A 17,003-nucleotide genomic window follows, 5' to 3' on the forward strand; every position below is an offset into this window, starting at 1 on the left:
AAGCTATGCTTTCAAATTTATGAGAGCATAGTTTTTTGTTGTAATAATTATATTTTGTTTTGAACAAAGTAAAGAAATCAAATGGTATTTAAATTACTTCTTTGTGCCTTTACTTTTGTATGGCTTTGCTGCTTTCTTTTTCTTTGCACTTGATTGCCAACGGTTCCATCCTTTACTTCCTGTACCTTGTCCTACACCTTTTTTCGGTTTCGCTTTCGTTTTGCTCATATGATCACTCCGTTATATAAAAATCTTGTTTGATAATAGTCAATGAATTAGAAAATACTCTTGATAAATGACTATGTTTGCTTTAAGTAAAAACAAACTGCTTGAATGCTATAGTATATCATGAAATTGCAAGTAAACTGAAAGGAATTACAAAGAAAATGAAAATAATAAGAAATACTGCGGATTCTATATTTCGAACGATTACACTAATTGTTGTGTATACGTTAGTTTCGGTTAGTGAAACATTTTTTGGATTGACGAGGCAGAAGAAGTAAAGATGTTAAATTAACAACAATCAATAAAGCCGTAAAATATAGAATTGAAAAATATTTTAAAACTTTTTGTTGACTTTCTTTGTTTTTTGTATAGAATAATCATTAATAAAATGTTTCAGAGATGTGACAACAAAACGACTATGAAAGGACGAGTAGTAGTAGGACGTAGTCTAAGCGAGTCAGGGGTGGTGTGAGCCTGATACGAAGCCTATTATGAAGAACCTCCTGGAGTTGCTAACCGAAACCCTTTATAGGAAAGTAGACTTAGCCGGGCACTTCGCCGTTACAAGAAGAACAGTATCGAGATCTTCATCTCCGTACTGTATAAGTGAGCAACCTCTGTTGCTAATTTGGGTGGTACCGCGGAACCAAAGCCTTTCGTCCCAGTTTTTTGGGGAAGAAGGGCTTTTTTTGTTGGCTTCTTTTCACAACATCCAAACATTTTAGGGGGAAACCACCATGTATCAATCATTAATGACAGTAAGAGAGACTCAAATCGCAATTAAGGAAGTTAAAACATTTTTCGAAGACCAATTAGCAAAACGTCTTGAACTATTCCGCGTATCTGCACCATTATTCGTAACAAAAAAATCAGGATTAAACGATCATCTAAACGGTGTAGAACGTCCAATTGAATTTGATATGTTACATTCAGGAGAAGAATTAGAAATTGTTCATTCACTAGCAAAGTGGAAACGATTTGCACTACATGAATATGGATATGAAGCTGGTGAAGGTTTATATACAAACATGAACGCGATTCGTCGTGATGAAGAACTTGATGCAACACATTCCATTTACGTCGACCAATGGGATTGGGAAAAAATCGTTCAAAAAGAATGGCGCACTGTAGATTACTTACAAGAAACAGTACGAACAATTTATGGAATATTCAAAGATTTGGAAGATCACTTATTTGAAAAATATCCGTTCCTTGGAAAGTATTTACCAGAAGAAGTTGTTTTCATTACTTCCCAAGAGCTAGAAGATAAATATCCAGAATTAACGCCGAAAGACCGTGAACATGCAATTGCAAAAGAACACGGTGCAGTCTTCATTATCGGAATTGGTGATGCACTTCGTTCAGGTGAAAAGCATGACGGACGCGCAGCCGATTATGATGATTGGAAATTAAACGGTGACATTTTATTCTGGCACCCAGTATTACAAGCTTCATTCGAATTATCATCAATGGGAATTCGTGTTGATAGTAAATCACTTGATGAACAGTTAACAAAAACGGGTGATGATTTCAAACGTGAGTATGATTTCCATAAAGGTATTTTAGAGGATGTACTACCATTAACAATTGGTGGTGGTATTGGACAATCAAGAATGTGCATGTACTTTTTACGCAAAGCACATATCGGTGAAGTTCAATCTTCTGTATGGCCTGACGATTTACGTGAAGCTTGTAAGAAAGAAAACATTCATCTGTTTTAATTAATATAAGTGAGAGGGAGAGTAGCTTGAAAATAGAGTTACTCTCCCTTTTTTTATTGTGTAAACTAGTGGTTTACAGTGCGTGTTACTAATAGTTTCTTTCTTTTTTATCTCCTTTTATGTAATAATTTGTTAAAGGAGGGGACGTTATGAGTATAGGAGAACAGCTAAAAAACTACGAGAATCAAAGGAGTTTTCGCAAGAGGATGTTGCTAAAAAAATTGGTGTGACGAGGCAAGCGGTTTATAAGTGGGAAAATGATAAAAGTTACCCTGACATTGATAATTTAATTTTACTGAGCGAAATGTACAACGTTACGCTAGATGAGTTAATAAAAGGGAATCAAAGCTTTAAAGAGAAAATACATATTGATGAAGAAGAGGCGGATTTTGAGAAAGAGAATGAGTTTGGTTTTTATATTGGATGTGGTTTGCTCATTATGAGTGCGTTCATTGAGTATGAAAAAATACAGGTGGTTGTATTAGGAATTGCACTATTCATGATGGTCTTTTACTCGGATGTGAAGAAAATTATTTTCAATGAATATAGATCATTTTTTCAAGGGAAAGAGAGAAACGATATGTGTGATAAGAAGTAAGAAGAGTCAACTATATTTCCTAGGAAAGAGTTTAAAGAATAATTTCATTGTTTTATAATGATTTTTGGATATCGATAATATATTAAAAAGCTGTTTGCGTAGAGTCTTGAAATCTATGCAAACAGCTTTTTATTTATATAGGAAAGAAATAGATTAATATGTTTTTGTAAGTTGCAATAAAAATATTAAATTAGCTCATTTGCACTAAAGGCTCAATTTTCGCCATAAATGATTGATGAAGTGCTTCCACACCTGTTACTAAATGAAGGCGGTCAATAACGACAGACACTTTAATTTCAGATGTACTTACCATTTTAATATGAATATCTTCTTCTTTTAAAGTAGTGAACATATTCGCAGCAACACCTGGATTAGATACCATACCAGATCCTACAATTGATACTTTTGCTAAATGATTTTCATGTTCTACAGACTCATAGTGAAGATCTTCTTGATTCTGTTCCAATACTTCTAGTGTTTCTTGTAAGTCATTAGAATGGATAGAGAAGGAAAGATGAACAGTTCCTTCATTTGTAATACTTTGAATAATAATATCTACATTAATATGTGCGTTAGCTAACGTAGAGAAAATTGTTGAAAGTGAACCTTGCTCTAATCCTTTAATTGTTACACGAGTAATATTATCTTCAAAAGCAATACCTTTAACGATTGATTGTTGTTCCATGTTACATTCTCCTTTTACAATTGTTCCGTTTTCTTGTTCCATACTTGAGCGAACTTCTAAAACGACATGATGATTTTTGGCAAATTCAACAGCACGTGGATGTAATACGCCGGCGCCGAGGTTTGCCAGTTCTAACATTTCATCATAAGAAATTTCATCTAATTTGTAAGCTGTCTTTACAACTCGTGGATCCGTCGTGTATACGCCTGTTACATCCGTATAAATATCACATTTTTTCGCTTTTAGTGCCGCTGCTAATGCAACAGCTGTCGTATCAGAGCCACCACGTCCAAGCGTTGTAATTTCATTTTTTTCACTGATTCCTTGGAAACCAGCTACGATAACAATCGTGCCTTCAGTAAGATAAGACTGAATACGCTCAACGTTAATGTCAGTAATCCGTGCACTACTGTGTACAGATTCTGTCGTAATACCAGCTTGCCATCCTGTTAATGAAATTGCGTTATAACCTTTTGCTTGTAGTACCATTGTTAATAATGAAATAGTTACTTGTTCTCCTGTAGATAGAAGCATATCCATTTCACGTTTGCTTGGATTTTCCGCAATAGCGTTAGCAAGTGCTACAAGTTCATCTGTGCTTTTCCCCATTGCTGAAACGACAGAGACGATACTATGTCCTCGTTCATATTCTTCAATAATTAAATTTGCCACATGTTGAATGCGCTCAACACTTCCGACAGAAGTACCACCAAATTTTTGTACAATCGTTTCCATTACGAATTCCTTCTTTCGTCCATTTTTAAGAATAGATTAGGACATATATAAATCCCAATATTCCTGTAGTTACCAGAGAGAAAAACAAAAAACACCATCTCAAATAAGTGAGGATGGTGCTGTTACAGGAAAAGGGAAACAGAAAACGGAGCTAATAAAAAAACCGCCAAAAAAGGAATACCATGAAAATGATATCTCTTTTTTGTAGATAGCTCTTCATACGTACATGTCTGTACATATGACAGTTCTGTTTCTATTCGAAAACAGCCCCAATTGATAAATGCAGAGAAATTTATCAATTTCGGCAACACTTCCTTTCATCCAATTTCATAGACATCTCTGTGTCTCCATTAGAATACTCATAAGTATTGCAACCTCTATCTCACGTTTTAGGCGAGAGTGTTTGATTTATGAAGTTGTTGGTAACATTTGTTTTATAATAATTTAAATTATTCAGGGAATCAAGTGTTTTATATATATTTTCAAAATTCTTTCTTTTTAGAGATGAAGTTTGTGAAAAATGTAGCAAAATACATATATTACATGTACATTAAAAATATAGAGTATAGGAGGTCGGAGTACGAAAAGAAAAAGGCCTATTTATGTTGCGACAGAAATGAAAACGACAATAGAGAAATTATGGGAATATACGCAAGAACCAGACCTACATACAGAGTGGGATGCTCGTTTTACTGAAATTTCGTATTTAGAGAAAAAAGAGGGAGAACCACAGAAGTTTTTATATAAAACAAAGATAGGATTTGGGCTTGAAATAGGCGGAGAAGGGGAATCGATAGGTGAAATAAGAAAAGAAACTGGTGAACGGATTTCTTCTTTGAAATTTTGGACAGACAATACATTATCACTTATACGAATAGGGTGTGGTTATTGGAAGTATACACCTCATAAAGAGTGTATTCATTTTGAAACGCAATATGATTATGATACGAGATATGGTCGTATAGGAAATGTGATTGATTCATATATGTTTCGTCCATTATTAGGTTGGGCGACTGCTTGGAGTTTTGATGCTCTCAAATTATGGTTGGAAAAAGGTTTGCATCCTAGTTTGCTAATTAGAAGAACGATGACGTATTGGCTCGTTTGTTTTTTATTTGCTTTTGTATGGATATATCAAGGGATAGTGCCAAAACTACTGTTTACTCATTCAGAGGAAGTAAAGATGCTTTCTTTATTAATCGGTTCAAATGAAAGTAGTGTATGTATACTTAAAATAATTGGGGTGTTAGAAATAATTTTCGGTGTCGTATGGCTGTTGCCAATAATAAAACGAAAATTATTTATACTGCATATTATTGTATTACTAGTTTTAACGTTAGCGGCAGGATTTACGAATATCGCAAGCTTTACAGGGCCGTTTAATCCGATTACATTAAATGTTCTTCTAATGGGGTTATCAATTGTCGGTTATATAAATAGTTTCGATTTACCAAGCGCGAAAAATTGCAAGAGGGCGAGAAAGGGGCAAGTGTATGGCTAATATGTATGAACGATTATTAGGGGATACCTATAAAAATCTTCATCCGGAATTGCAGAAGCGTTATGCGATTACAGAAGAGAATAGTTTTACAGGGGAAGGAAAGATGGATGAAATTTACGGTGGCTCTTTTTTCGTAAAATTTATATTGAAAATTGCATCGAAGTTTCGAATGTTTTTCTCGGAACGAGGAGAGGAAATTCCATTTACGATACAAAACATAGCTGAGCGAGATGAATATGGACAAGAATTAGTAAGGTGGAACCGTACTTTTTATTTTCATAATAAGAAAAGATATTTTAACGCCGTTATGCAGCTGGATGAAGAGAAACATGAAATCGTAGATTATTTTGGTGAGCCGCATATACTTGTTTCTACATTGAATTTTCATATTGACGAGGCGGGTGGAATGCATATTTCTTCAAAAAAACAATGGTTTTATATGGTAGGGAGAAAAATTCCGTTACCGAAATTTTTATACGGAGAAGCAAAAATTTTTGAAAGTTATGATGAAGCACTGCGATGTTTTCGAATTCATGTACAAGTACGAAATCCGTTAATTGGGTCTCTATTTTCATATAAAGGAACATTTGTGGAAAGGAAATAAACGCGATGAAAAATATAATATTTGGACTTGCTTGTTATATTATTTTTCTAATATGTGAGTGGTCAAATATAAATCCTGTTGAAGCAATTATATTATTATCTGTTTTATTATTTATACCGATGTCTTTTTGTATTATTGATAAAAGAACAAGAAATGGATCGTATTTATTATTTTATAAATTCGTATCGTTTTTATATCCAATCGCAGCAATTTGCGCAATGCTAGCTTTCGTCACAAATCACTATTTATTTGCGCTAGTTTGGTTTGTATATACAGGAATTGTTGCGTTATTTGGTGTAAGTAGATTGCTAGAAAGAGGATGGAAGCCGTTAGAGGAGACCGTCATAGATAGTGCGTTTATTTATTTGTTTTTAGGTGGTTTTTGGTTTTTTGCTTCAGTAGCAAAACTTTCAATTATGCATTTTAGCTCTGACATTGTTTTACTTACAGCTGCACATTTTCATTATTCGGCGTTTTTATTGCCATTATCAGCTGGTTTAATAGGGAGAAAAAGAGAAAAGAGAAGTAAAGTGTATGATGCTATTATGTTTATCATCATGATTTCACCTATGACAGTTGCAATAGGAATTACATATTTGAGGATATTTGAATTTTTTGCAGTTGTGATATATTTATGTGCTATTTATGGATATGGTATGTACGTTTGGAAAGCGAAATTTAATGCTATTCGTGCAAAGGTTCTCTTAATCATTTCGTCTAGTACGCTCAGGGTTACAATTATGTTCTCACTCATATATTCATACGGAAATTTAAAACAAGTACTGACGATTACAATTGCTCAAATGGTTTGGATTCACGGTGTGGTAAATGGTATTGGAGTAGCATTACCAGCATTTGTAGGTTGGATGATTGAAAAGAGTGCTCCAAATTATAAGTACTATGGGAAACCAATGAGTAGATTAAGAGGAAGCGTGAGAATTGGTGGGACATTTTTACAGAATGGAAATTTAGTAGATAGTAAGGAATACAACGGTTTAGTTGATAAAATAAATGATTTTCATAGTGAGTCATTTGACGTGACGAAGGTTCCTTTAAGTATGATTCGTTTTTATGAAAATACAGCAGCGTATGAGTTACAATCGAATATTAAATGGGCTCGTTGGTTCCGTCCATTTGCATTTTGTTATACGAAAATGAGTAAACGAGTAGGACAAATACATTTAGGGATGGGCGATAAGTGGGAAACAATGTATGGCTCTATCATAGGTGTAAATGATGAGAAAGATGGAAGAGAGAATGTAAGGGCTTGGCTAAGGGAAAATGAAGCAGGAGAGTCTATTTTTTTGGCTCTGTATTCAAAACATACGCATAAGAACGAGACATATATGAATATCGCATTGCCTTTACCTTATTCGAATATGACAGGTATTTTAAAAGTATGTAATGATAGCAATGATTTAATCATTACTAGTAAGTTGAGAGAAAATAGTAAGGGAGATGAGGGGATTTATCTACATACTGGTTTCTTTACAATCCGTTTACCGTTAACAGAGGTTTTTATCATTAAAGAGGGAAAGGGTCACATGCTAACTGCTCACCATAAAATGTGGATATTCGGAGTTAAGTTTTTAGAAATTGATTATGAGATTAAGAAAATAGAGGTGAAGTAAGAAAAGCTTGGAGGGATTCCAAGCTTTTTTACGTATGGGTAATTGTCATAGCGACTTGTTTATCTAAGTCTCGGTCCCAAACACGTTGAATTTCAAACGTGCCTTTTTTAAAAAATAATGGGAATCTTTCTTTAAACCAATCTTGCATAGGAAGATTGAGTGCTGTATCGATTGGCACCCATACTAATTCACCCTCAGGAGGATTAATAAGAAGCTCGCCTTCAAATGAGTCTGTCCAATAGTTGAATACCATATATCGAACATGCTCCTTAGGATTTACATATTCGTCTACCCCTTTAAAAGTTAAATTAGAAACGTGTAGTCCAGTTTCTTCTTTCACTTCTCGTATAGCAGCTTGGACGATACTTTCTGGGAAATCTACTTTTCCGCCAGGAGCTATATAGCCAGGAAAGCCTCGATGATTGGGACGTTTTAAAAGTAAAATTTCATTGTTACGCTGGATCATACACATTGTATAGATCTGGTGCTCGATGTTAGGTGAATTGGAAGGCATGACCATATTTTCTCCCTTGTATTTTTTTGATAATTTTACCATAAATATAGTAGTTTCATATTATAATTTAAAATAGAATATTAATATTTTTCAGATGTTTATTATAGAGTTTATAGTTAAGTGAAAAGAGGTGAGGAAAATGCAGGGAGAAATACAAACCAAAAAAGGTTTAGGATATGTCGGAAAATTACTGTTGCCAGTCAAAGTATCACGGCATTTTAAGTTTTTGTGGATTGGACAATTGCTTTCAACTTTAGGGAGTTCTATAACAATGGTTATTTTGCCAGTCGTTGTTTACTCACTAACTGGTTCAACAGTTGTAATGGGGATGACTATGGCAATGTATATGCTACCTAATATTCTTGCTTTACCGTTTGCAGGGTTAGTTGTAGATCGAATTGATCGAGTAAAATTAATGTTATTTACGGATATAATCCGCTGTATAGTAATGCTATTACTTGCATCGCTTATATTTACGGATTTGTTAACGATTAGGCTGTTATATGTCCTCGTTGCCGTATATGGACTTATGGAAGGGATATTTCAGCCAGCATATTCTGCCGTGAGGGCGAAAGTATTCGTACCTGAAATTCGCAATGCAGCTAATGCATTAACGCAAATGAGTAATCAAGGCATACGGTTAATTGGACCAGCACTTGGTGGATTAATCGTTTCAGTTGCATCTGCTGGGATAGGATTTGGATTAGATGCAGCAACGTACTTATTATCATTTTTATGTTTATTATTTTTAAAAGAAATTAAGTTTAAAAAAATAAAATCGATTGAAAAGAGTAAGGTCGATTATAAAAAGGAGTTTATGGAGGGTGTTTTAGTTTTAAAAAGTCATCCGTGGCTTTGGATTACAATCTTCGTTTTTTCTTTCGTAAATATTTGTTATGCCGGCATTATCGTCGTATTAATTCCATGGTTATTTAATATTCATCATCATTTTGAAGCTTACGTTTACGGACTGGGAATGGCATCTTCTGGTGGCGGTGCTGTAATTGCCGCATTAATATTTGGTGGGAAAGAGCGGTGGCACAAGAGAGGGTTACTGGCCTATGGAGGTGTTTTAATTAGCGGCTTCGCTCTATTAGTTATGCCTTTTATTTCTTGGGCGCCTGCTTTAATATTCTTAATGGCAATTGAAGGATTCGGTATGATGATATTTGGACTCATTTGGGAAACGAGTTTACAAGAGCTCGTACCGGAAGAAGCTTTCGGAAGAGTAGCAAGCCTTGATATGTTAGGTTCTTTTGCTTTATTGCCATTAGGATATGTAGTTGTTGGTTGGTTAGCGAATGTAATAGGCGGAGAGGTAACTATATTAATGCTAGCATTATTCGTAATCTTTACAATTGTAATTGCTCTATCTGTCCCAAGTATTCGTAAGTTTGATTAATAATTTGAATGAATAATGAAAGGAGTTATTTTATATGGTTGTAGATTGCCTCAACGAATTTTTAGAATCGGAACTACAAGGCGAATATGTTGTAAAAGAACAGGTATTTGATACGAAGAATTTTACTGTATATATTGTGACTCCTGTTGATAATAAACTAGAGTATGAACGGCTCATATTACTGAAGCATCTTTCTAATGAAGAGCCTTCTGTACATATATGGGAAACATGTATTTGCAAGAAAGCAACGAAAATGGAAATTGCAAAAGAAGTGACAGAAGCGATCCAATCGGGTTTCATAAAAAAAGACTAAGCCATACTTAAAATAAGGCTTAGTCTTCATTAAATACAAATGTTTGTTTCATTTTTTTACCCTCATTTACCGGATGACCATTGTAAGAGAAATTCTTTTCTTCCCAAGTAATAACGACTTTAAAATTATGGCTATTAAAGTCTAATGGAAATACCATGTGGTCAAAGCTTGTATGACTTTTTGAGATGTTTTCATCAGATGTAGTAGGTGTAAAGGTAGCTTTAGATGTAGGCGTGTTATCAAGTATTTCTACAGATACATTTGAAACATCAGTACCGATATTTTTTACGAGTAAACTATACGTATCATATACACCTTGTTTTGACCGGATTACTTGTTCATTTGAGTTATGAGATTTATCAATTTCGATATACCATTGTTTAGACTTTAACACAATTGGTAGCGATTGAAATGTGTAAGCGCTAGCTTGCATTGGTAGTACTACACAAATAAGCACAAAGAGAAAGAATATTTTTCGTTTCATTTTTTGAGAACTCCCATTCTGTAACGGATTTATTTGTTATTATCTTCTCTTTATAAGAGGATATACCATTTAATGTAAGGGTGATTGTTAAGAATTATTACATTTGATTCATATGCTAATACACATCAAATGTAATCGGAAAAAATGAAATAGCGAACATAAGGGGAAGTGTATGTTGAGAATATTAATAAGTATGGGGAGCAGTGTTTTTCTGCAACTATTATTTTTGTATATAGTTATTTCTGGACTCTTATTAGACTTTAATCCTTGGTATGCAGTAATTGTGTATATAAGTGTTGCGATACTTAGTCTTATTTTAGGTATATATTCAATTGTCAGTTCTGTAAGAGAAAGTTCAAATGTTACGCTGCTTACAATACCAATAGGAGTTGTAACTATATAATTTTCAGTAGTAATCATTGGCTTTACAGTATTTGCTTATTTTTTACTAGAAGGGGGATTCCCCCAATCATTCGATTGTAAAATGTGAAAATCGCTTCTAACATTCCACTAAACATATCTCCGATTGCAGGCACGGTTATTACAGTTGTTTTAATTGCTATATTCTTTATGAAAGCTGTGAGCAATAGAAAAGGGAATATCGAGATAGATGTAAAGATAGAGTGAAAAACTGTGTAGAGATTTTCCTGCACAGTTTTTTGTAATATGAAAAATTTACCAAAATATGTTAAAATAATATTATCATACAACAAGGGGGATTTGTTTTATGGAAAATGGGCATTTTGCTAAAGTAGATTTAACGAAAAAAATTGAATCAAAATCTAAGTACAATAAGAAACTCGAAAAATACCAAAGGCGCTTATTAGCATTACAGCAAATTTTAAAAGAAGAAAAAATCGCGGTTATGCTCGTTATGGAAGGTTGGGATGCGGCTGGTAAAGGTGGGGCAATTAAGCGGGTGACGGAACATCTTGACCCGCGTGGGTTCCAAGTAAATCCAATTGGAGCGCCTGCACCTCATGAAAAACGTTACCATTATTTGCAACGTTTCTGGCGCAAAATTCCACAGTACGGGCAAATTACTATTTTTGATCGCTCATGGTATGGTCGTGTGTTAGTTGAGCGTGTGGAAGGATTTGCTACAAAGGAAGAGTGGATGAGAGCATATGATGAGATTAATGATTTTGAAAAACTACTAACAGATGACCATTACATAATAGGGAAGTTCTTCTACCATATAAGTAAAGAGGAACAGTTAAAGAGATTTAAAGATAGAGAGAAAAATCCTTTGAAAAGATGGAAAATTACAGACGAAGATTGGCGTAATCGTGAAAAATGGGATGAGTATGTTGAAGCAATGGAAGACATGTTTGAAAAAACAAGTAAGCCAAATGCGAAGTGGCATATTATTGAAAGTAACGATAAATTGTATGCTCGTGTGAAAACGTTAAAAATCATTATTTCATTCATAGAGGATTATTTCTTAGAACATGGTATAGAATTGCCTTCTTATTATTATGAAATGAAAGAAGGTAAGGCAGAGGGCTTTGAAAATAATCAAGATGTAGTTGTAAAATAGTCGAAAGTTTGAATGTAAAATATAGGAAGATCTACCCTGTGATTTTGGGAGCCCCCTCGGTAATGAGCGAAACATAAACCGTGGGGTTCTTTACATTAATAAATAAACTGTAGCATTTTAAATTTTGGGATTTTGTTGTTCTATAGTACATTAACAAGAGGTATTAGTTTTATAGAGAGGGTGAGGAAATGATAGAGACAGCAGATGCTTCAATACGTAATCGTATGTACACAGAAGAAGCGCAACAAAAATTATATAAACGAACATTAATAATCGTAAGTATTTCACAAATGTTCGGTGGAGCGGGATTAGCTGCTGGAATTACAGTAGGTGCACTTCTTGCGCAGCAAATGCTTGGGACAGATGCATATGCAGGATTACCGGCTGCTATGTTTACAATGGGGTCTGCGGTAGCGGCTTTCTTTGTTGGGAAGTTATCGCAAAAATATGGTCGCCGAATAGGACTTGCAACAGGGTTTATAGTAGGGGGGCTAGGGGCTATTGGAGTTGTATTGGCTGCTTTAACAAATAGTATTATTTTATTACTAGTCTCTTTACTTATATATGGTGCAGGTACAGCGACGAATCTACAAGCTCGTTATGCTGGTACCGATTTAGCAGATAAGAGACAACGAGCAACTGCTATTAGTATTACGATGGTTATGACGACTTTCGGTGCAGTTGCAGGACCGAACTTAGTAGGCGTAATGGGAGATTTTGCCCATTCAATCGGAATTCCTAACCTTGCAGGTCCGTTTATATTATCAGCAGCGGCATTTATACTGGCGGGTCTTGTCCTTTTTATTATGCTTCGTCCAGATCCATTAATTATTGCTAACATAATAGAAACATATAAACGAGAACATACATATAAAGGGCAACCAGTAACAGAAGAAGTGAAAGAAAACAAACGAGGTATTACAGTTGGAGCAATCGTTATGATACTTACTCAAATAGTGATGGTTGCGATTATGACGATGACGCCAGTTCATATGGGGCATCATGGTCATGGTTTAAGTGCAGTAGGGCTTGTAATTGGTTTTCATGTAGGTGCAATGTATCTTCCGTCTCTCGTTACAGGAATGTTAATTGATAAAATCGGACGAACTACGATGAGTATAGCTGGTGGAATAATTTTATTAGCGGCGGGTGTCATAGCTGCGATGGCGCCGAGTGATTCTTTACTATTATTAATTGTTGCTCTGTCTTTACTTGGGTTAGGTTGGAACCTCGGTTTAATAAGTGGCACAGCTCAAATTGTTGATGCAACTATACCTTCTACACGTGCAAAAACACAAGGCAAAATAGATGTATTTGTTGCGTTAGCTGGGGCTTCTGGTGGAGCGATGTCAGGTATGATAGTAGCGAATTCCAGTTATGCCGCATTATCATTAGCGGGAGGAGTGCTAGCATTATTGCTTATTCCTATTGTGATATGGTCTCGAAAAGGGGTGAGAAATTAAATGAGAAAGAGGTTCTAGTTACTAATTAGAACCTCTTTTTCAATACTTAACTTAAATCCCACTCCACAATAAGCCCTAAATGCGTAAGTCCACCGCCAAATCCGTATAGCAAAAGTGTATCTCCGTTATTTAATCTTCCTTTTTTTCTAGCTAAATCTAAAGCGAGTGGAATAGAGACGGAAGATGTATTCCCCATATCTTCCACACTCGTTAATGTTTTTTGAATAGATATTTTTGATTTTTCGCAAATAGATTCAATCATTCTTAAGTTAGCACTATGTGGTATGAACCAGTCTATATCATCTATTTGCAAATTTGCAGTATGTAATAGTTCTTTTATGCCGTATGGTACTGTTCGTACAGCCCATTTATATACTTCTCTTCCGTTTTGAACGATTTTTTCATTTGTTTGTAGTGGTGTGCCATTCATAGTAGTAGATAAGTTTGTTCTGTATAGATGAATACCACCGTCACCGTTTGTTCCCATGTGAGCAGCAATAAAGCTTGGTTTGTTTTCATCTCTTTCTAATAAAATAGCTCCAGCGCCATCACCGAACAAAATACAGGTCGTTCTATCGGTGTAATCAGTAACTTTAGATAATGTCTCTGTCGCTATGACGAGTACTTTTTGATGTGATCCAGAAGTGATTAAGCTATTACCGACATGCAGTCCGTATGTGAAACCAGCGCAAGTCGCATTTAAATCAAAAGCTAGTGTATAAGGTATGTTGAAGTATTGTTGTATTTGGCAAGAGACACTAGGAAAAACATAGTCAGCAGTAGTTGTAGCAACGATGATACAGTCAATATCTTCTAAGTTTTTCTTATATGTTGTACACAAATTTTCGATTGCTTTAATGGCTAAGTGTGAGGAGTATTCGTCTTCGTTAGCAATTCTTCTTTCTTTCATGCCTGTTCTTTGCACAATCCATTCATCATTCGTATGGACCATTTTTTCTAAATCGTTATTAGACAATATTTGATTTGGAACATAAGTACCAATTGCGGTAATACGAGATTTAGAATTCATAGGGACATCTCCTAACTTATTTTTATAACCTGATACTAATATCAGGTTATAAAAATGTCAATAAAGACTTTTATTGTATAGAAACGATACCGTTTAATTTACTCTGGAGGAATTTGACGAGTAGCGTAAAAATAATATACGAGAAGCTTTTGAAATTGATAATGAAGGGAGTGGGGCTCCTTGAAAAGAATTTTGCGCATGTTGCCTGTTGTCATTATTTGTAGCTTTATTCTTATTATTTTTCCAGAGAAATCTCATGCTTGTGATTGTATTAATGTAACAGCAGAAGATGCATTTCAAAAAAATGATGTAGTGTTTGAGGGGAAAGTAATTGAGATTAGAAGGAAAGAAGGGATTGGGATTGAAGTATTATTTGAAGTGAAGAAAATATGGCAAGGGACAACTTCTTCGCAAATTATCGTATATACAAATGGTGGTGATTGTGTGTTTCACTTTGTAGAGGGAGGAGAGTACTTAGTGTTTTCTTCTCAAAGGGGATCAGAAAAACAATTACACACACATAGTTGTAGTGGAACGAAGAGATTGGATGAGGCAGGGGTGGACAAAGCGGCTTTAAGTCATATTGCAAAAGAGTCTGTTCCGACGAAGAAAGTGAATTTAAAAGGTGGAATGGTGAGTGTTTTCAGTTGGTGGCAAGTTGCTATCATATCCATAGGTCTGCTATTGATCATTGCTGTTGTTAGTTTTTTTGTGAGAAGAACTCGCAAAAAATGACGATTAAAGTAAAAATACAAAGATTTTCTTTCTGTTCATATAGGTGCTTTAACCTTGTGAAAGCGAATTACTTATGCTACACTTTATGTAACTTAAAATGAACGGAGGGGCTTCCTTTGATCTTAATCAGATTACGTCTCAATACTTTGTGCCGATAATTGAATAGCGCTCAAAGGCTCTGTCTGTGTACAGAGTGAACGGGATTGGTCTGCCTATTTTAAAGGAACCCTTTATTAAGCTTATATGTGAAAAAGAGGGAGGGACGAATACGCCCTCTTTTTGTTTTGCCTTTAAAAATAGAATGGGATTGTATAGGTGAACACTTGTTGTGGATACGTATATGATCTTGAGACTTATTGACTATGAGATAGGATGAAAGTATAACTTTCTTCTATTTCTTTGGTGAACCCTTATCCGTTTACGAAAACACAGGCAGCGACCTGTGTTTTTTATTTTACGTAATCGAAATGGAGGAATAAATATATGGAAGAATTATTACAAAGAGCAGTTTTAGTTGGAGTGAATTTAGGAAATGAAGATGATTTTGTATATTCTATGGAAGAGTTAACGAATCTTGCAGAAGCTTGTGATGTAGAGGTAATCGGGCAAGTGACGCAAAATTTACAACGAGTAAATCCATCACATTATATTGGAAAAGGAAAGATTGAAGAAGTAGCAGCCTATGTAAATGAAGTAGATGCAAATATGGTAATCTTTAATGACGAATTATCTCCTTCACAAATTCGAAATTTAGAGGAAGATTTAGACTGTAAAGTTATTGATCGTACCATTTTAATTTTAGATATTTTTGCGCAACGTGCGAAAACGAAAGAAGCGCAGCTGCAAGTAGAAGTAGCGCATCTTCAGTATATGATGCCTCGTTTAATCGGTCTTCGTGAATCATTAGGAAGACAGAGCGGCGGCGTTGGTACGAAAAATAAAGGTGTCGGTGAGAAAAAATTAGAGTTAGATCGTCGTAAAATTGAAGAGCAAATTTCAGTTTTAAATAAAGATTTAGAAGCGCTTGTTGCTCAGCGTCAAACGCAGCGAAAGCAACGTAAGAAAAATGAAGTACCAGTTGTAGCATTAGTAGGCTATACGAACGCAGGAAAATCAACGACGATGAATGCAATGCTGGAAATTTATAATGGTACGGAAGAAAAACAAGTATTTGAAAAAGATATGTTATTCGCGACATTAGAAACATCTGTACGAAATATTGATTTACCAGATAATAAATCATTTTTATTAACGGATACGGTTGGATTTGTAAGTAAATTACCACATCATCTTGTGAAAGCGTTCCGTTCAACGTTAGAAGAAGTAGCAGAAGCAGACTTACTTATTCACGTTGTAGATTACGCAAATCCAAATTATGAACAATTAATTGATATTACAAATGAAACGTTAAAGAAAATTGGAGTAGAAAATATTCCAATGATATATGCATATAACAAATCAGATATGATAGATGTTGAAATTCCAAAAGTACAAGAAGACCGCGTGTATTTATCTGCGAAGAAGCATGTTGGAATTGAAGAGCTTGTAGAAATGATTCGCTCGTATATTTATAAAGAGTATACGAAGTGTGAAATGTTAATTCCATATGACCAAGGACAGGTAGTTTCGTATTTCAACAATCATGCGCACGTTTTATCTACGAGTTATGAAAACGAAGGTACAAAAATTGAACTAGAATGTAAGACGAGTGATTACGAAAAGTATAAGCGTTTTGCGATTTAATTTGAGAGGCAACCCAGTATGTGATTGGGTTGCCTTTTTCTGTAATGTTTTACCGCTGAAAGTTACAAGGATGCAAGCC

15 protein-coding genes, 2 pseudogenes, 1 riboswitch and 1 other annotated feature are annotated in these 17,003 nt (G+C 34.9%); of the genes and pseudogenes, 12 read left to right on the forward strand and 5 right to left on the reverse strand.

The window, feature by feature from the left end; translation table 11 throughout:
- Positions 1–93: 93 nt before the first annotated feature.
- On the reverse strand, positions 94–228 hold the full coding sequence (locus tag JDS81_RS06035; RefSeq protein WP_000047591.1) for a DUF3934 domain-containing protein: 135 nt from the start codon (positions 226–228) through the stop codon (positions 94–96).
- Between the two features lie 406 nt (positions 229–634).
- Positions 635–892, forward strand: a binding site (T-box leader).
- Positions 893–962: 70 nt separating this feature from the next.
- Here JDS81_RS06035 and asnA point away from each other — a divergent pair.
- Positions 963–1,946: an aspartate--ammonia ligase gene (gene asnA / locus JDS81_RS06040; protein WP_000284901.1), complete on the forward strand. Its 984-nt coding sequence runs from the start codon at positions 963–965 to the stop codon at positions 1,944–1,946.
- A 149-nt stretch (positions 1,947–2,095) separates the two neighbouring features.
- Positions 2,096–2,544: pseudogene (locus JDS81_RS06045) on the forward strand (helix-turn-helix domain-containing protein).
- Positions 2,545–2,734: 190 nt separating this feature from the next.
- Here the strand turns inward: JDS81_RS06045 and JDS81_RS06050 are convergent.
- A complete protein-coding gene (locus JDS81_RS06050; protein ID WP_097954137.1) occupies positions 2,735–3,964 on the reverse strand; it encodes an aspartate kinase in 1,230 nt (409 codons plus the stop codon).
- A 201-nt stretch (positions 3,965–4,165) separates the two neighbouring features.
- A riboswitch (Lysine riboswitch) is annotated at positions 4,166–4,352 on the reverse strand.
- Between the two features lie 228 nt (positions 4,353–4,580).
- Here JDS81_RS06050 and JDS81_RS06055 point away from each other — a divergent pair.
- The 3 genes from JDS81_RS06055 to JDS81_RS06065 are packed head-to-tail and all read left to right on the forward strand — an operon-like array spanning position 4,581 to position 7,700.
- Positions 4,581–5,465 carry a DoxX-like family protein gene (locus JDS81_RS06055; RefSeq protein ID WP_097954138.1) on the forward strand — a complete coding sequence of 295 codons (885 nt, stop codon included), beginning with the start codon at positions 4,581–4,583 and terminating at the stop codon, positions 5,463–5,465.
- Positions 5,458–6,069, forward strand: coding sequence for a DUF4166 domain-containing protein (locus tag JDS81_RS06060; protein ID WP_097954139.1), 612 nt, complete (start codon positions 5,458–5,460; stop codon positions 6,067–6,069). The genes JDS81_RS06055 and JDS81_RS06060 overlap by 8 nt, the downstream gene beginning before the upstream one ends.
- Before the next feature lie 5 nt (positions 6,070–6,074).
- Positions 6,075–7,700, forward strand: a complete 1,626-nt coding sequence (locus JDS81_RS06065; RefSeq protein ID WP_097954140.1) for a YndJ family protein — start codon at positions 6,075–6,077, stop codon at positions 7,698–7,700.
- A 28-nt stretch (positions 7,701–7,728) separates the two neighbouring features.
- On the opposite strand, the gene JDS81_RS06070 is transcribed toward JDS81_RS06065, so the two are convergent.
- The gene (locus tag JDS81_RS06070) at positions 7,729–8,214 is read right to left on the reverse strand and encodes an 8-oxo-dGTP diphosphatase (RefSeq protein ID WP_097954141.1); all 486 of its coding nucleotides are present in this window, start codon (positions 8,212–8,214) and stop codon (positions 7,729–7,731) included.
- 139 nt (positions 8,215–8,353) lie between these two features.
- Here JDS81_RS06070 and JDS81_RS06075 point away from each other — a divergent pair, with 139 nt between their 5' ends.
- Entirely contained in the window at positions 8,354–9,616 is a 1,263-nt protein-coding gene (locus JDS81_RS06075; protein WP_001161182.1) for an MFS transporter, read from the forward strand.
- A 34-nt stretch (positions 9,617–9,650) separates the two neighbouring features.
- Entirely contained in the window at positions 9,651–9,929 is a 279-nt protein-coding gene (locus JDS81_RS06080) for a hypothetical protein (RefSeq protein WP_000259572.1), read from the forward strand.
- Positions 9,930–9,948: 19 nt separating this feature from the next.
- Here JDS81_RS06080 and JDS81_RS06085 read toward each other — a convergent pair whose 3' ends face one another.
- Positions 9,949–10,413, reverse strand: coding sequence for a hypothetical protein (locus tag JDS81_RS06085; protein WP_000823157.1), 465 nt, complete (start codon positions 10,411–10,413; stop codon positions 9,949–9,951).
- A 175-nt stretch (positions 10,414–10,588) separates the two neighbouring features.
- On the opposite strand from JDS81_RS06085, the pseudogene JDS81_RS30905 reads away from it, so the two are divergent.
- From JDS81_RS30905 to JDS81_RS06095, 3 genes and pseudogenes are all read left to right on the forward strand, one after another.
- A pseudogene (locus JDS81_RS30905) lies at positions 10,589–10,896 on the forward strand (alpha/beta hydrolase).
- A 244-nt stretch (positions 10,897–11,140) separates the two neighbouring features.
- Positions 11,141–11,953, forward strand: a complete 813-nt coding sequence (locus tag JDS81_RS06090; RefSeq protein ID WP_097954143.1) for a polyphosphate kinase 2 family protein — start codon at positions 11,141–11,143, stop codon at positions 11,951–11,953.
- A gap of 188 nt (positions 11,954–12,141) precedes the next feature.
- Complete coding sequence (locus JDS81_RS06095; RefSeq protein ID WP_097954144.1) at positions 12,142–13,416, forward strand: MFS transporter; 1,275 nt, start codon at positions 12,142–12,144, stop codon at positions 13,414–13,416.
- A gap of 46 nt (positions 13,417–13,462) precedes the next feature.
- Here JDS81_RS06095 and JDS81_RS06100 read toward each other — a convergent pair whose 3' ends face one another.
- Positions 13,463–14,446, reverse strand: a complete 984-nt coding sequence (locus tag JDS81_RS06100) for a ketoacyl-ACP synthase III (protein ID WP_097954145.1) — start codon at positions 14,444–14,446, stop codon at positions 13,463–13,465.
- A gap of 180 nt (positions 14,447–14,626) precedes the next feature.
- Between JDS81_RS06100 and JDS81_RS06105 the strand changes: the two genes are divergently transcribed.
- Positions 14,627–15,181 carry a cobalamin biosynthesis protein CbiN gene (locus tag JDS81_RS06105; protein ID WP_097954146.1) on the forward strand — a complete coding sequence of 185 codons (555 nt, stop codon included), beginning with the start codon at positions 14,627–14,629 and terminating at the stop codon, positions 15,179–15,181.
- A gap of 483 nt (positions 15,182–15,664) precedes the next feature.
- Complete coding sequence (gene hflX / locus JDS81_RS06110) at positions 15,665–16,924, forward strand: GTPase HflX (RefSeq protein ID WP_097954147.1); 1,260 nt, start codon at positions 15,665–15,667, stop codon at positions 16,922–16,924.
- Positions 16,925–17,003 lie beyond the last annotated feature (79 nt).

It is taken from the genome of Bacillus cereus group sp. N31, from assembly GCF_016483245.1.
Lineage (GTDB): Bacteria > Bacillota > Bacilli > Bacillales > Bacillaceae_G > Bacillus_A > Bacillus_A toyonensis.

What these genes read in the sequence shown, in the direction of transcription:
- JDS81_RS06035 (WP_000047591.1), bottom strand. Translation starts at nt 228, where the DNA reads ATGAGCAAAACGAAAGCGAAACCGAAAAAAGGTGTAGGACAAGGTACA.
- asnA (WP_000284901.1), top strand. Translation starts at nt 963, where the DNA reads ATGTATCAATCATTAATGACAGTAAGAGAGACTCAAATCGCAATTAAG.
- JDS81_RS06050 (WP_097954137.1), bottom strand. Translation starts at nt 3,964, where the DNA reads ATGGAAACGATTGTACAAAAATTTGGTGGTACTTCTGTCGGAAGTGTT.
- JDS81_RS06055 (WP_097954138.1), top strand. Translation starts at nt 4,581, where the DNA reads ATGAAAACGACAATAGAGAAATTATGGGAATATACGCAAGAACCAGAC.
- JDS81_RS06060 (WP_097954139.1), top strand. Translation starts at nt 5,458, where the DNA reads ATGGCTAATATGTATGAACGATTATTAGGGGATACCTATAAAAATCTT.
- JDS81_RS06065 (WP_097954140.1), top strand. Translation starts at nt 6,075, where the DNA reads ATGAAAAATATAATATTTGGACTTGCTTGTTATATTATTTTTCTAATA.
- JDS81_RS06070 (WP_097954141.1), bottom strand. Translation starts at nt 8,214, where the DNA reads ATGCCTTCCAATTCACCTAACATCGAGCACCAGATCTATACAATGTGT.
- JDS81_RS06075 (WP_001161182.1), top strand. Translation starts at nt 8,354, where the DNA reads ATGCAGGGAGAAATACAAACCAAAAAAGGTTTAGGATATGTCGGAAAA.
- JDS81_RS06080 (WP_000259572.1), top strand. Translation starts at nt 9,651, where the DNA reads ATGGTTGTAGATTGCCTCAACGAATTTTTAGAATCGGAACTACAAGGC.
- JDS81_RS06085 (WP_000823157.1), bottom strand. Translation starts at nt 10,413, where the DNA reads ATGAAACGAAAAATATTCTTTCTCTTTGTGCTTATTTGTGTAGTACTA.
- JDS81_RS06090 (WP_097954143.1), top strand. Translation starts at nt 11,141, where the DNA reads ATGGAAAATGGGCATTTTGCTAAAGTAGATTTAACGAAAAAAATTGAA.
- JDS81_RS06095 (WP_097954144.1), top strand. Translation starts at nt 12,142, where the DNA reads ATGATAGAGACAGCAGATGCTTCAATACGTAATCGTATGTACACAGAA.
- JDS81_RS06100 (WP_097954145.1), bottom strand. Translation starts at nt 14,446, where the DNA reads ATGAATTCTAAATCTCGTATTACCGCAATTGGTACTTATGTTCCAAAT.
- hflX (WP_097954147.1), top strand. Translation starts at nt 15,665, where the DNA reads ATGGAAGAATTATTACAAAGAGCAGTTTTAGTTGGAGTGAATTTAGGA.